The 12820-nt window shown below is 51.2% G+C and carries 18 protein-coding genes; 1 reads left to right on the top strand and 17 read right to left on the bottom strand.

The genetic code is table 11. From position 1 onward, the window contains the following. Nucleotides 1-124 precede the first annotated feature (124 nt). The 12 genes from GVJ63_RS15790 to rpsJ form a co-directional block, all read right to left on the bottom strand. Nucleotides 125-1477, bottom strand: a complete 1353-nt coding sequence (locus tag GVJ63_RS15790) for an 8-oxoguanine deaminase (RefSeq protein WP_159227108.1) — start codon at nt 1475-1477, stop codon at nt 125-127. A gap of 358 nt (nt 1478-1835) precedes the next feature. Beyond that, on the bottom strand, nt 1836-2090 hold the full coding sequence (gene rpsQ / locus GVJ63_RS15795; protein WP_003850147.1) for a 30S ribosomal protein S17: 255 nt from the start codon (nt 2088-2090) through the stop codon (nt 1836-1838). Then, complete coding sequence (rpmC, locus tag GVJ63_RS15800; RefSeq protein WP_003850146.1) at nt 2090-2281, bottom strand: 50S ribosomal protein L29; 192 nt, start codon at nt 2279-2281, stop codon at nt 2090-2092. Before rpmC ends, rpsQ begins: the two co-directional genes overlap by 1 nt. Next, nucleotides 2281-2691 carry a 50S ribosomal protein L16 gene (gene rplP, locus GVJ63_RS15805; RefSeq protein WP_008927134.1) on the bottom strand — a complete coding sequence of 137 codons (411 nt, stop codon included), beginning with the start codon at nt 2689-2691 and terminating at the stop codon, nt 2281-2283. The genes rpmC and rplP overlap by 1 nt, the downstream gene beginning before the upstream one ends. Nucleotides 2692-2703: 12 nt before the next feature. After that, the gene (gene rpsC / locus GVJ63_RS15810) at nt 2704-3402 is read right to left on the bottom strand and encodes a 30S ribosomal protein S3 (protein ID WP_009087585.1); all 699 of its coding nucleotides are present in this window, start codon (nt 3400-3402) and stop codon (nt 2704-2706) included. 17 nt (nt 3403-3419) lie between these two features. After that, on the bottom strand, nt 3420-3752 hold the full coding sequence (rplV, locus tag GVJ63_RS15815; RefSeq protein ID WP_008927136.1) for a 50S ribosomal protein L22: 333 nt from the start codon (nt 3750-3752) through the stop codon (nt 3420-3422). 13 nt (nt 3753-3765) lie between these two features. Next, the gene (gene rpsS, locus GVJ63_RS15820) at nt 3766-4044 is read right to left on the bottom strand and encodes a 30S ribosomal protein S19 (RefSeq protein WP_001138115.1); all 279 of its coding nucleotides are present in this window, start codon (nt 4042-4044) and stop codon (nt 3766-3768) included. A gap of 16 nt (nt 4045-4060) precedes the next feature. Further along, on the bottom strand, nt 4061-4882 hold the full coding sequence (gene rplB, locus GVJ63_RS15825) for a 50S ribosomal protein L2 (protein ID WP_008927137.1): 822 nt from the start codon (nt 4880-4882) through the stop codon (nt 4061-4063). A gap of 17 nt (nt 4883-4899) precedes the next feature. Further along, nucleotides 4900-5202, bottom strand: a complete 303-nt coding sequence (gene rplW / locus GVJ63_RS15830) for a 50S ribosomal protein L23 (protein WP_003850708.1) — start codon at nt 5200-5202, stop codon at nt 4900-4902. After that, nucleotides 5199-5804 (bottom strand): 50S ribosomal protein L4, encoded by a 606-nt coding sequence (gene rplD / locus GVJ63_RS15835; protein ID WP_003850711.1) that lies wholly within the window; start codon nt 5802-5804, stop codon nt 5199-5201. The genes rplW and rplD overlap by 4 nt, the downstream gene beginning before the upstream one ends. 10 nt (nt 5805-5814) lie before the next feature. After that, a complete protein-coding gene (gene rplC / locus GVJ63_RS15840; protein ID WP_003850712.1) occupies nt 5815-6444 on the bottom strand; it encodes a 50S ribosomal protein L3 in 630 nt (209 codons plus the stop codon). 32 nt (nt 6445-6476) lie between these two features. Next, on the bottom strand, nt 6477-6788 hold the full coding sequence (gene rpsJ / locus GVJ63_RS15845) for a 30S ribosomal protein S10 (protein WP_001181005.1): 312 nt from the start codon (nt 6786-6788) through the stop codon (nt 6477-6479). Between the two features lie 393 nt (nt 6789-7181). Here rpsJ and GVJ63_RS15850 point away from each other — a divergent pair, with 393 nt between their 5' ends. After that, nucleotides 7182-7955: an A24 family peptidase gene (locus GVJ63_RS15850; protein ID WP_122890136.1), complete on the top strand. Its 774-nt coding sequence runs from the start codon at nt 7182-7184 to the stop codon at nt 7953-7955. On the opposite strand, the gene bfr is transcribed toward GVJ63_RS15850, so the two are convergent. The 5 genes from bfr to rpsG all read right to left on the bottom strand — a co-directional run bounded on the left by bfr (nt 7942) and on the right by rpsG (nt 12810). After that, nucleotides 7942-8415, bottom strand: a complete 474-nt coding sequence (gene bfr, locus GVJ63_RS15855) for a bacterioferritin (protein WP_010253012.1) — start codon at nt 8413-8415, stop codon at nt 7942-7944. The two genes, GVJ63_RS15850 and bfr, sit on opposite strands and share 14 nt — an antisense overlap. A 100-nt stretch (nt 8416-8515) precedes the next feature. Continuing rightward, on the bottom strand, nt 8516-8710 hold the full coding sequence (gene bfd / locus GVJ63_RS15860; RefSeq protein ID WP_159227151.1) for a bacterioferritin-associated ferredoxin: 195 nt from the start codon (nt 8708-8710) through the stop codon (nt 8516-8518). 171 nt (nt 8711-8881) lie between these two features. Beyond that, nucleotides 8882-10066: an elongation factor Tu gene (gene tuf, locus GVJ63_RS15865; protein WP_010253018.1), complete on the bottom strand. Its 1185-nt coding sequence runs from the start codon at nt 10064-10066 to the stop codon at nt 8882-8884. Nucleotides 10067-10134: 68 nt separating this feature from the next. Then, the gene (fusA, locus tag GVJ63_RS15870) at nt 10135-12249 is read right to left on the bottom strand and encodes an elongation factor G (protein ID WP_010253020.1); all 2115 of its coding nucleotides are present in this window, start codon (nt 12247-12249) and stop codon (nt 10135-10137) included. A gap of 90 nt (nt 12250-12339) precedes the next feature. After that, entirely contained in the window at nt 12340-12810 is a 471-nt protein-coding gene (gene rpsG / locus GVJ63_RS15875) for a 30S ribosomal protein S7 (protein WP_003852909.1), read from the bottom strand. Between the last annotated feature and the right edge of the window lie 10 nt (nt 12811-12820).

Raw genomic sequence — 12820 nt, forward strand, 5'->3', positions numbered from 1 at the left:
CTCTCAATCGAGCCGCTGATTTCCCCTGATGACAGGGAGGGCGTATTCTAGGGAATAGTGCGAACAGTAGCAAATGTAATCTGCCTTATTTTTCGTCGCCTCCCAAATAAAATGCCCTTCTGACTCAACCAGCCAGTTTCCTGGCCAGTTGGTTATGCTGACGCAACACGGCTGGCAGTTCAATTCCGGCCACTTGTCCGTCCCGTACCCGGACTTTTCCGTTAATGATGCTATAGGCAACCTGTCCCGGATTACAGAACACCAGGGCGGCGACAGGATCGTGCCCTGCCCCGGCAAGTCCAATTCGATTCAGGTCAAAAATGGCCAGATCGGCCATCATGCCCGGCGCAATGGTGCCCACATCATCGCGGTTTAGCACCTTTGCTCCACCCAGCGTCGCCAGTTCCAGTGCCTGACGTGCCGTCATCGCATCCGGGCCGAAGCCAACGCGTTGCAGCAGCATCGCCTGACGAACCTCGGCCATCATGTCTGAGCTGTCATTGGAGGCTGAGCCATCCACACCCATACCCACGTGTACGCCGGCATCACACATATGGCGTATCGGCGCAATACCGGAACCGAGACGCATGTTCGAGCAGGGACAGTGTGCGACGCCGGTACCGGTACGTGCAAAGAGTTCTATGCCATGCTGATCCAGTTTGACGCAGTGTGCATGCCAGACATCCGGTCCTACCCAGCCGAGGTCTTCAACATACTGTGCTGGCGTCATATTGAATTTTTCACGGCTATAACGGATATCGCTGTCGTTCTCCGCCAGATGGGTATGCATAGAGACATTGAAGCTGCGTGCCATCGCTGCGGATTGCTTCATCAGCTCACGGCTGACTGAAAACGGCGAACATGGCGCAACCACGATGCGTAACATCGAACCGTGGCTGTCATCATGGTAGCGCTCAATCACACGCTGCGTATCTTTAAGAATGGCGGCTTCATCCTCTACCAGTGCATCGGGTAATAAGCCACCCAGGGACTTACCGACGCTCATGCTGCCCCGGCTCGCATGGAAACGCATGCCCATTAAGGCTGCAGCCTCAATACTGTCGTCAAGCTTACAGCCATTCGGGTAGACGTAGAGATGGTCACTGGTGGTGGTGCAGCCGGAGAGCATTAACTCGGCCATGGAGATCTGTGTTGAGATATGAATCATCTCAGGCGTCAGATTCTGCCACAGTGGATAGAGGTGGGTCAGCCAGTTAAAGAGCTCGCCGTTTTGCACTGCAGGAATAGCGCGGGTCAGGCTCTGATACATGTGGTGATGCGTATTGATCAGGCCAGGGATGACAATGTGTCCTCGCAGATCGATGATCTCATCCGCGCTATCGGGTAACGAGCGTGCTTCCCCGACTGCAACGATCTTATTTCCTTTTATCAGAATAGAAGCGTTACCTATTTCCCGACGGTCAGCATCCATGCAGACCACACATTCAGCATTCTTCAGTAACAGAGTTCGTTCCATGCTATTGCCTGTGGGTAGTGGTTGTGTGTTACCCGATAATAGCGGCAAGCTTTTGGCAGAGCTAATCGCAGGTAACGCAGCTAACAGTGGCAATTTTAACAGTGACCGGCGTAAGCGGTCATGACTCTCCATTTTCACGGCACATTTCCTTGTACAGTTATGATAACCCCGGCGTTTATAGCCTGGCGCTTTCAGGCCACCTCGCCTGAAGAGAGGCAGCTTAATCCCTGCAAATCCCTGAATTTGTGAGCACCATCAAATCCGTATTGCCACGGGCACAAATGGATCAAGCCCGAATCGCAGGCAAAAAAAAACCCCCTGCCGAAGCAGAGGGTTTCCTCAGAAAAAACGATTCTTATTACAGAACAGCTTTCTCGATTACGCGAACCAGGGTCCAGGATTTAGTCTTGGACAGTGGACGGCATTCGCGGATTTCTACCACGTCACCAATTCCACATTCATTGTTCTCGTCATGGATGTGCAGCTTGGTCGTACGTTTAATGAATTTGCCGTAGATCGGGTGTTTCACGAAACGTTCGATAGCAACAACTGCAGATTTCTGCATTTTGTCACTTACTACACGACCCTGCAGAGTACGGATTTTATCGGTCATTACGAACCCGCCTTCTCAGTCAGTAAAGTCTTAACGCGTGCAACATCACGGCGAACCTGTTTCAGCAGATGAGTCTGCTGCAGTTGGCCAGATGCTGCCTGCATGCGCAGGTTAAATTGCTCACGCAGCAGATTAAGCAGCTCAGTGTTCAGCTCTTCAACGCTTTTTTCACGCAGCTCAGTTGCTTTCATTACATCACCGTCTTAGTTACAAAGGTGGTTTTGATAGGCAGTTTTGCTGCTGCCAGCTTGAATGCTTCACGGGCCAGCTCTTCTGGTACGCCGTCCATTTCATACAGGACTTTACCAGGCTGGATCAGGGCAACCCAATACTCTACGTTACCCTTACCTTTACCCATACGCACTTCCAGCGGCTTCTCGGTGATCGGTTTGTCCGGGAATACTCGGATCCAGATCTTACCTTGACGCTTAACTGCACGGGTCATAGCACGACGTGCTGCTTCGATCTGACGAGCAGTCAGACGACCACGGCCAACAGCTTTCAGACCGAAAGTACCGAAGCTGACATCCGTACCCGCAGCCAGACCGCGGTTACGGCCTTTGTGCACTTTACGGAATTTCGTACGCTTTGGTTGTAACATCAGCGACTCTCCTTACTTACGGCCTTTACGCTGCTGCTTTTTAGGTTGAGCAGCCGGTTCCGGTTGTTCAACAGCAGCCATACCACCCAGGATCTCACCTTTGAAGATCCATACCTTAACGCCGATTACACCATAAGTGGTGTGCGCTTCAGAGGTGTTGTAGTCAATGTCAGCACGCAGTGTGTGCAATGGCACGCGACCTTCACGATACCATTCGGTACGTGCGATCTCGGCGCCACCCAGACGGCCGCTAACTTCGACTTTAATACCCTTCGCGCCAAGACGCATGGCGTTCTGAACTGCACGCTTCATAGCACGACGGAACATCACACGACGCTCCAGCTGTGAAGTGATGCTGTCAGCTACCAGTTTCGCGTCCAGTTCCGGCTTGCGGACTTCGGCGATATTAATCTGTGCAGGAACGCCAGCGATATTCGCGACGACCGTGCGCAGTTTTTCTACATCTTCGCCTTTCTTACCGATAACGATGCCCGGACGAGCGGTGTGAATAGTCACACGGATGCTCTTCGCTGGACGCTCGATAACGATACGAGAGACAGATGCTTTAGCCAGTTCTTTAGTCAAAAACTGACGTACTTTAAAATCGCTGTCCAGGTTGTCAGCGAATTCTTTGGTGTTCGCAAACCAGGTAGAGTTCCATGGTTTTACAATACCCAGGCGAATACCATTAGGATGTACTTTCTGACCCATTGCTAGTCTCCAGAGTCTCAGCGATCGGACACAACCACAGTAATGTGGCTGGTGCGCTTCAGGATGCGATCTGCACGACCTTTGGCACGCGGCATAATGCGTTTCATGGTCGGACCTTCATCAACGAAAATTTTCGTGATTTTCAGATCGTCGATATCAGCGCCATCGTTGTGTTCGGCGTTAGCAATGGCAGATTCCAGAACTTTTTTGACCAGTACAGCCGCTTTCTTATTGGTGTAGGTCAAAATGTCCAGTGCCTGCGACACTTTCTTACCGCGAATCAGGTCAGCAACAAGGCGAACCTTCTGAGCAGAAGAACGAGCGTGGCGATGTTGAGCTAAAGTTTCCATCTCTTCCTCCTACTTATTTCTTCTTGGCTTTTTTATCAGCCGCGTGACCGCGATAAGTACGTGTCGGCGCGAATTCACCCAGTTTGTGACCAACCATTTCGTCGGAAACAAAGACAGGAACGTGCTGACGACCATTATGGACAGCGATGGTCAAACCGATCATGTTAGGAAAGATCGTTGAACGACGGGACCAAGTGCGCAAAGGCTTCTTGTCACCGCTTTCCACCGCTTTCTCTACCTTCTTCAGCAAGTGCAGGTCAATAAAAGGACCTTTCTTGAGAGAACGTGGCATGGCTTATCCTCTAATATTATTTGCTACGGCGACGTACGATAAACTTATCGGTACGCTTGTTGCTACGGGTCTTCTTACCTTTGGTCTGAACGCCCCACGGAGTTACCGGGTGCTTACCAAAGTTACGACCTTCACCACCACCGTGCGGGTGATCAACTGGGTTCATCGCGGTACCACGAACGGTAGGACGAACACCACGCCAACGGGCTGCACCAGCTTTACCCAGAACGCGCAGCATATGCTCAGCGTTGCCGACTTCGCCCAGTGTTGCGCGGCAGTCAGACTCGACTTTACGCATTTCACCTGAACGCAGACGCAGGGTAACGTAAGAACCTTCACGCGCAACGATCTGCACGTAAGCACCGGCTGAGCGAGCAATCTGACCGCCTTTGCCTGGTTTCATTTCTACGTTATGCACGGTTGAACCCACCGGGATGTTACGCATCGGCAGAGTGTTACCTGCTTTAATCGCAGCATCAACGCCAGATTGGATCTGGTCGCCGGCTTTCAGGCCTTTAGGGGCCAGGATGTAACGGCGCTCGCCGTCTTTGTACAGAACCAGTGCGATGTTCGCAGAGCGGTTCGGATCGTACTCAAGACGTTCAACAACTGCCGGGATACCGTCTTTGTTGCGTTTGAAGTCAACAATACGATAAGCCTGCTTGTGACCACCACCGATATGACGGGTAGTGATACGACCATTGTTGTTACGGCCACCGGATTTGCTGTTTTTTTCTACCAGCGGGGCAAATGGTTTGCCCTTGTGCAGCTCCGCGTTTACCACTTTAACTACATGGCGACGACCCGGAGATGTCGGTTTACATTTAACAACTGCCATTGTCTTTCTCCTCCGACTTACTCAGCGCCGCCAGCGAAGTCCAGATTCTGGCCTTCTTTCAGGGTGACGTAAGCTTTTTTCCAGTCGCTACGACGACCGATACGCTGTCCTTGACGCTTAACTTTGCCCTTAACTACCAGGGTGTTTACGTCTTTAACTTCTACTTCGAACAGTTTCTCAACAGCAGCAACGATCTCTGCTTTGGTCGCGTCATTAGCAACTTTGAGAACGATGGTATTGGTTTTTTCCATCGCGCTAGATGCTTTTTCAGATACGTGCGGCGCGCGCAGTACTTTCAGCAGACGTTCTTCACGGATCATGCCAGCATCTCCTCAACTTGCTTAACTGCATCAGCAGTCATAACGACTTTGTCGAAGGCGATCAGGCTAACTGGGTCGATACCGGATGCATCACGTACGTCAACCTTGTACAGGTTACGCGCAGCCAGGAACAGATTCTCATCCAGTTCACCGGTGATGATCAGCACGTCTTCCAGAGCCATGTCTTTCAGTTTCTGTACCAGCAGCTTGGTTTTCGGTGCTTCTACAGCAAATGATTCGACAACGATCAGACGATCTTGACGTACCAGTTCGGACAGGATGCTTTTCAGCGCGCCGCGGTACATCTTTTTGTTAACTTTTTGACTGTGGTCCTGCGGCTTCGCAGCAAAGGTCACACCACCTGAACGCCAGATTGGGCTCTTTACAGAACCTGCACGCGCACGGCCGGTGCCTTTTTGACGCCATGGCTTTTTGCCTGAACCGGTTACTTCGGCGCGAGTTTTCTGCGCGCGAGTACCCTGGCGGGCGCCAGATGCGTAAGCAACAACAACCTGGTGAACCAGCGCTTCGTTGAAATCACGACCGAAGGTAGTTTCGGAAACAGTCAGCGCGCTCTGCGCGTCTTTCAATACTAATTCCATTGCTATCCCCTTACGCCTTCACAGCTGGTTTAACGATCAGGTCGCTACCGGTAGCACCGGGAACTGCACCTTTAACCAGCAGCAGGTTGCGCTCAGCGTCAACACGTACTACGTCCAGACTCTGAACGGTTACGCGCTCATTACCCAGCTGACCTGCCATTTTCTTGCCTTTGAACACTTTGCCCGGAGTCTGGTTCTGACCGATAGAACCCGGAACGCGGTGAGACAAGGAGTTACCGTGAGTAGCGTCCTGGGTACGGAAGTTCCAGCGCTTAACGGTACCGGCGAAACCTTTACCTTTAGAGGTACCGGTTACGTCAACTTTCTTAACTTCAGCGAAAATCTCAACGCTGATGCTCTGACCTACAGAGTATTCTTCACCTTCAGCGGTGCGGAATTCCCACAGGCCACGGCCAGCTTCAACGCCAGCTTTAGCAAAATGACCAGCTTCAGGTTTGGTCACACGGTTTGCTTTTTTAGCACCGGTGGTAACCTGAATTGCCTGGTAACCATCGTTTTCCAGGCCTTTGACCTGAGTAACGCGGTTCGCTTCAACTTCGATTACGGTGACGGGGATAGAAACGCCATCTTCAGTGAAGATGCGGGTCATGCCCACTTTTTTACCGACTAAACCAATCATTGTTTCAACCTCTCAATCGCTCGATGACCTGATTAACCCAGGCTGATCTGCACGTCAACACCGGCAGCCAGATCCAGACGCATCAGAGCATCAACGGTTTTTTCAGTTGGCTCAACGATGTCTACCAGACGCTTGTGAGTGCGGATTTCGTACTGATCACGCGCATCTTTGTTAACGTGCGGAGAGATCAGAACAGTAAAACGCTCTTTGCGGGTTGGCAGCGGGATTGGACCACGAACCTGCGCACCAGTGCGCTTGGCGGTCTCAACGATTTCCGCGGTTGATTGATCGATCAGACGATGATCAAACGCTTTAAGACGGATACGGATTCTTTGGTTCTGCATGAGACCAGAGCTCCAAACTTTTTATAGACGAAAAAAATTACTACTCGAGCCCATTACGATTGATGGGAGAGTGTAATCGTTCAGCATATAACTCCACAATTGGGAGTATTGTCAGGCGGCCTAAATTTCAGCCGTCTGCGATTCTGCTCGAATCGCGCCTGCAATATCTGCAGGCCCGCGCATTATACGTAAATCTGTTCAGGAAGCAACCCGTGTTGAGGTTTTACCCATTAAATTGTGGCCGGTTCGTGAAGCGTGCGTCGCATTGCACTGCCGTATCGCTGATAAATCAGTTATTCAGTTGTGACTCTGTTTCCGCCCTTCTTCATTCATAGGTGACACAGAACCCGTTGCCCACGAGAGTGCATCTAACCTTTCGTCCGGAGCATAATCATGTCGCCCACTCTGATAACTCACATTGCTGCACTCGCAGGCGGAGGTGCATTGGGAAGCTTTCTTTCGCTGACCAGCCAGCGCTTCACCCCCGCCCTCTCACCCGCTCAATGGTTTGCCCTACTCTGCTTTCCGGGTTCGCACTGTAATCATTGCCAGCAGCGCCTGCTGTGGCGAGATGCGCTGCCGTTAATAAGCTGGCCTGGCTTAAAAGGGCGGTGTCGCTTCTGTCATCGCGCGTTCGGCGCAGAAAGCGTTGTCATTGAATGGCTGTTTGCCCTTCTGTGCCTGCTGGTGCTGCAGAGTTTTGACCACTCTGCGGAGGCTATTTTTATTATTACGGCCTCAGGCCTCTTGCTGCTCGTGGCTGCCATCGATCGTCGCCACTTCTGTATACCTGACCCGCTCAATTATCTGCTGCTCTGGTCTGGATTATTCCATGCCACGCTGTCCGGAACCGAAACAACGGCGATATGGGGTGCTGTGGCGGGCTACTGTGCGTTGTGGCTGCTCGCCTGGAGCTATCGGCAGATGCGGGGGTACGAGGGATTAGGTTATGGCGATATCAAGCTCTTCGCAGCGTTAGGTGCCTGCTGTGGCTGGCAGGCATTACCCTGGATTGCGTTGGGTGCCACCGTTATGGCGCTGACGTCGATCGTGATGCTGCAACTGCGGGGTTTTATTCAGGGGGACAGCCCGCTGCCGTTTGGCCCTTTCCTGGCCATTGCGGGCTGGGTAGCGATAGTACTGCAGACCCGATTCACTCTTGTTTGATTTGAGCCTGCAGATAGTTCTGGATGCCCATCTTCTGGATTAACTCAAGTTCCGTCTCAATCCAGTCGATGTGATGTTCCTCATCAGCCAGGATTTCAATCATCATGTCACGGCTGACATAGTCATGCACTTTGTCAGCATAGGAGATAGCTTCACGAAGGTCTTTCGCGCCCTCCAGCTCCAGATTCAGGTCTGAACTCAGCATCTCTTCAACATCTTCACCGATACGGAGCCGTCCCAGATCCTGAAGATTTGGGATCCCTTCAAGGAAAAGAATACGCTCAATATATTTATCGGCATGTTTCATCTCATCGATTGATTCATGGTATTCCACATCATTGAGGCGCGTCAGACCCCAGTTTTTGAACATGCGCGCATGAAGAAAGTACTGATTGATAGCAACCAGTTCATTTCCAAGCAGTTTGTTGAGATGACTGATAACTTTGATATCGCCCTTCATTGTTAACCCTCCGCGTCTGGTTTATTAGAGCGTAGATGCGGTTAAAAAGAAGTCAAAAAAACGCGACAGATATTGTGGGTATTCACGCGCCGATCGTCGGTCAGGCTATCTCTTTGTAGAGTGGTGCATGCTGCATCTCTTCATCCATAATTTCACGCGCAGCACGAATACATTTGCCGCATTGCTTGCCGACCGGCACAAGCTCGCGCAGTTGCTGAATAGATTTGGGCTGATAGCGACGCACGACTTCACGAAGGGTTTTATCACTGATGGCATTACACAGGCAGACGTACATTGATTCATCACTCGGGTACATTTTCTGTACACAGTGTAAATGCGAATAGTTTTTATTTCAAACCCACCCTTTGCAGGGTTATGGCGTTTTCAGAGCAAAAAAAAAGAGCACCGAAGTGCTCTTTTTACTGTGTTGCAGTGGCCATTTACACAGCCACAGCAGATATCACAATTAAGCGATAACTTTAGCAACAACACCCGCGCCAACGGTACGGCCGCCTTCGCGGATTGCGAAGCGCAGACCTTCGTCCATTGCGATTGGGTGGATCAGGGTAACAACCATTTTGATGTTGTCGCCTGGCATTACCATTTCAACGCCTTCTGGCAGCTCTACTGAGCCGGTTACGTCAGTTGTACGGAAGTAGAACTGTGGACGATAGCCTTTGAAGAACGGAGTATGGCGACCACCTTCGTCTTTAGACAGAACGTAAACTTCTGACTCGAACTGGGTGTGCGGCTTGATTGAGCCTGGCTTAGCCAGAACCTGGCCACGCTGGATGTCTTCACGCTTGATACCGCGCAGCAGAACACCACAGTTTTCGCCTGCCTGACCCTGGTCCAGCAGCTTACGGAACATCTCAACACCGGTACAGGTTGATTTCACAGTATCTTTGATACCAACGATTTCAACTTCGTCGCCGACTTTAACGATGCCGCGCTCAACACGACCGGTAACAACGGTACCACGGCCAGAGATTGAGAATACGTCTTCGATTGGCAGCAGGAACGGCATGTCGATCGCACGCTGTGGCTCTGGGATGTAGTTGTCCAGATGCTCAGCCAGTTCGATGATTTTCGCTTCCCACTCTGGGTTGCCTTCCAGCGCTTTCAGAGCAGAACCACGAACGATTGGAGTGTCGTCGCCTGGGAAGTCATATGCTGACAGCAGGTCACGAACTTCCATCTCTACCAGTTCCAGCAGCTCTTCATCATCAACCATGTCACACTTGTTCAGGAACACGATGATGTAAGGAACGCCAACCTGACGACCCAGCAGGATGTGCTCACGGGTCTGTGGCATTGGGCCATCAGTCGCAGCAACAACCAGGATCGCGCCGTCCATCTGCGCAGCACCGGTGATCATGTTTTTCACATAGTCGGCGTGGCCTGGGCAGTCAACGTGCGCATAGTGGCGAGTCGGGGTTTCATACTCAACGTGTGAAGTGTTGATGGTGATACCACGTGCTTTCTCTTCTGGTGCGTTATCGATCTGATCGAATGCACGAGCCTGGCCGCCGTAAGTTTTAGACAGTACGGTGGTGATAGCTGCAGTCAGGGTGGTTTTACCGTGGTCGACGTGACCGATGGTGCCCACGTTTACGTGCAGTTTGTTACGCTGAAATTGCTCTTTCGCCATGGCGATAATTCCTTACGTTGTGCCTTCACCATCTGGGTGAAGGCATCAGTTCAAATTTAAACCGTAGCTTATTTGCTACGAGCTTCAATAACGGCCTGCGCTACGTTGTTTGGCGCATCGTCATACTTCAGGAACTCCATGGAGTAAGAAGCACGACCTTTGGTCAGAGAACGCAGCTGAGTTGCGTATCCGAACATCTCAGACAACGGAACTTCAGCGTGAATCTGAACGCCAGTAGCGTTAGATTCCTGCCCTTTGAGCATACCACGACGACGGCTAAGGTCACCGATGACATCACCCGTGTTCTCTTCTGGCGTTTCAACTTCAACCTTCATGATAGGCTCAAGCAGAACAGGTGTCGCTTGTTTAAAGCCTTGTTTGAAGGCAAGAGACGCGGCCAGTTTAAACGCCAGTTCTGAGGAGTCGACATCGTGGTAAGAACCGAAATGCAGACGCACGCCCAGATCCACAACCGGGTAACCAGCCAGAGGGCCTGATTTCAGCTGCTCCTGGATACCTTTGTCAACCGCAGGGATGTATTCACCAGGAATCACACCACCTTTGATGTCGTTGACAAATTCGTAGCCTTTCGGGTTCGAACCTGGCTCCAGTGGGTACATGTCGATAACAACATGGCCATACTGACCACGACCACCAGACTGCTTGGCGTGTTTACCTTCAACATCGGTAACTTTGTTGCGAATCGCTTCACGGTAAGCAACCTGTGGTTTACCCACGTTTGCTTCAACGTTGAACTCACGCTTCATACGGTCAACGATGATGTCGAGGTGCAATTCACCCATACCGGCGATGATGGTCTGGTTAGATTCTTCATCAGTCCATACGCGGAATGATGGGTCTTCTTTTGCCAGACGGCCCAGAGCCAGACCCATTTTTTCCTGGTCAGCTTTGGTTTTTGGCTCAACGGCGATAGAGATTACCGGCTCCGGGAACTCCATGCGCTCAAGGATGATGACGTTATCTGGGTCACACAGGGTGTCACCAGTGGTCACATCTTTCAGGCCGATCGCAGCTGCGATATCACCCGCACGAACTTCTTTAATCTCTTCACGCTTGTTAGCGTGCATCTGAACGATACGGCCCAGACGCTCACGGTTTGACTTAACCGGGTTGAACACGGTGTCACCCGTGTTAACAACACCAGAGTAAACGCGGAAGAAGGTTAAGTTACCCACGAACGGGTCGGTAGCGATTTTGAACGCCAGTGCAGCAAACGGCTCGTTGTCATCAGAGTGACGAACAGCCGGCGTGTCTTTACCGTCGTCCAGCATACCGTTGATCGCGGTAACGTCAGTCGGTGCTGGCAGATATTCAACAACTGCATCCAGCATCGCCTGAACACCTTTGTTCTTAAATGCAGAACCACAGGTTACCAGGATAATTTCGTTGTTCAGAACACGCTTACGCAGAGATGTTTTGATCTCTTCTTCAGTCAGTTCTTCACCACCGAAGAATTTCTCCATCAGCTCATCAGAGCCTTCAGCAGCGGCTTCAACCAGCTTCGCATGCCACTCTTCAGCCAGTTCCTGCATATCAGCTGGAATATCTTCGTAGACGAAGGTTACACCCTGGTCTGCGTCGTTCCAGTTGATTGCTTTCATTTTCACCAGGTCAACAACACCGGTGAATTTCTCTTCTGCGCCGATAGCCAGCTGCAGAGGAACTGGAGTTGCGCCCAGACGAACTTCCATCTGTTTAACAACTTTCAGGAAGTTAGCACCCATGCGGTCCATTTTGTTAACGAACGCAATGCGTGGAACTTTATATTTGTTAGCCTGACGCCATACGGTCTCAGACTGTGGCTGAACGCCACCAACTGCACAGTAAACCATTACCGCGCCATCAAGCACACGCATAGAACGTTCAACTTCGATGGTGAAGTCAACGTGTCCTGGGGTGTCGATAATGTTTACGTGGTGTGGTTCAAACTGCTTGGCCATACCAGACCAGTAACAGGTGGTCGCAGCGGAGGTGATGGTAATACCACGTTCCTGTTCCTGCTCCATCCAGTCCATGGTTGCTGCGCCGTCATGTACTTCACCGATTTTGTGGTTTACACCGGTGTAGAACAGAACGCGTTCGGTAGTGGTAGTCTTACCGGCGTCGATGTGCGCACTGATACCGATATTACGGTAGCGGGCAATGGGTGTTTTACGAGCCATTTGATTCCTCTGATTCTCGGACGTTCAAGGTAAGTCGACCCCAGCGGGTTGGCTGATTGAGCGCCCGCTGGTTTAACAACTACGTGGTGATTACCAACGGTAGTGTGCGAACGCCTTGTTGGCTTCTGCCATGCGGTGAACGTCTTCACGTTTCTTAACTGCTGTACCTTTGTTCTCTGCAGCATCAGAAAGTTCGTTCGCCAGGCGAAGAGCCATTGATTTATCACCGCGTTTACGAGCAGCATCTACGATCCAGCGCATTGCCAGAGCATTACGACGAACCGGACGGACTTCTACTGGTACCTGATAAGTAGAACCACCAACGCGACGTGACTTAACTTCGACAGTCGGACGCACGTTTTCCAGAGCTACTTCAAAAGATTCCAGCGCGTTTTTACCTGAACGCTGAGCCAGGGTCTCAAGCGCGGTATAAACGATTGATTCTGCAGTAGATTTTTTACCATCTACCATCAGGATATTTACAAATTTGGCCAGCAGCTCTGATCCGAACTTAGGATCTGGCAGAATTTTACGCTGACCAATGACGCGACGACGTGGCATGGAAATACTC

Origin of the sequence: Pantoea sp. 18059, from assembly GCF_902706165.1 — a bacterium.
Taxonomy (GTDB): Bacteria; Pseudomonadota; Gammaproteobacteria; order Enterobacterales; family Enterobacteriaceae; genus Pantoea; species Pantoea agglomerans.

Excerpts from the sequence above, each read along its gene's own strand:
- GVJ63_RS15790 (WP_159227108.1), bottom strand. The coding sequence starts at position 1,477 with ATGGAACGAACTCTGTTACTGAAGAATGCTGAATGTGTGGTCTGCATG.
- rpsQ (WP_003850147.1), bottom strand. The coding sequence starts at position 2,090 with ATGACCGATAAAATCCGTACTCTGCAGGGTCGTGTAGTAAGTGACAAA.
- rpmC (WP_003850146.1), bottom strand. The coding sequence starts at position 2,281 with ATGAAAGCAACTGAGCTGCGTGAAAAAAGCGTTGAAGAGCTGAACACT.
- rplP (WP_008927134.1), bottom strand. The coding sequence starts at position 2,691 with ATGTTACAACCAAAGCGTACGAAATTCCGTAAAGTGCACAAAGGCCGT.
- rpsC (WP_009087585.1), bottom strand. The coding sequence starts at position 3,402 with ATGGGTCAGAAAGTACATCCTAATGGTATTCGCCTGGGTATTGTAAAA.
- rplV (WP_008927136.1), bottom strand. The coding sequence starts at position 3,752 with ATGGAAACTTTAGCTCAACATCGCCACGCTCGTTCTTCTGCTCAGAAG.
- rpsS (WP_001138115.1), bottom strand. The coding sequence starts at position 4,044 with ATGCCACGTTCTCTCAAGAAAGGTCCTTTTATTGACCTGCACTTGCTG.
- rplB (WP_008927137.1), bottom strand. The coding sequence starts at position 4,882 with ATGGCAGTTGTTAAATGTAAACCGACATCTCCGGGTCGTCGCCATGTA.
- rplW (WP_003850708.1), bottom strand. The coding sequence starts at position 5,202 with ATGATCCGTGAAGAACGTCTGCTGAAAGTACTGCGCGCGCCGCACGTA.
- rplD (WP_003850711.1), bottom strand. The coding sequence starts at position 5,804 with ATGGAATTAGTATTGAAAGACGCGCAGAGCGCGCTGACTGTTTCCGAA.
- rplC (WP_003850712.1), bottom strand. The coding sequence starts at position 6,444 with ATGATTGGTTTAGTCGGTAAAAAAGTGGGCATGACCCGCATCTTCACT.
- rpsJ (WP_001181005.1), bottom strand. The coding sequence starts at position 6,788 with ATGCAGAACCAAAGAATCCGTATCCGTCTTAAAGCGTTTGATCATCGT.
- GVJ63_RS15850 (WP_122890136.1), top strand. The coding sequence starts at position 7,182 with ATGTCGCCCACTCTGATAACTCACATTGCTGCACTCGCAGGCGGAGGT.
- bfr (WP_010253012.1), bottom strand. The coding sequence starts at position 8,415 with ATGAAGGGCGATATCAAAGTTATCAGTCATCTCAACAAACTGCTTGGA.
- bfd (WP_159227151.1), bottom strand. The coding sequence starts at position 8,710 with ATGTACGTCTGCCTGTGTAATGCCATCAGTGATAAAACCCTTCGTGAA.
- tuf (WP_010253018.1), bottom strand. The coding sequence starts at position 10,066 with ATGGCGAAAGAGCAATTTCAGCGTAACAAACTGCACGTAAACGTGGGC.
- fusA (WP_010253020.1), bottom strand. The coding sequence starts at position 12,249 with ATGGCTCGTAAAACACCCATTGCCCGCTACCGTAATATCGGTATCAGT.
- rpsG (WP_003852909.1), bottom strand. The coding sequence starts at position 12,810 with ATGCCACGTCGTCGCGTCATTGGTCAGCGTAAAATTCTGCCAGATCCT.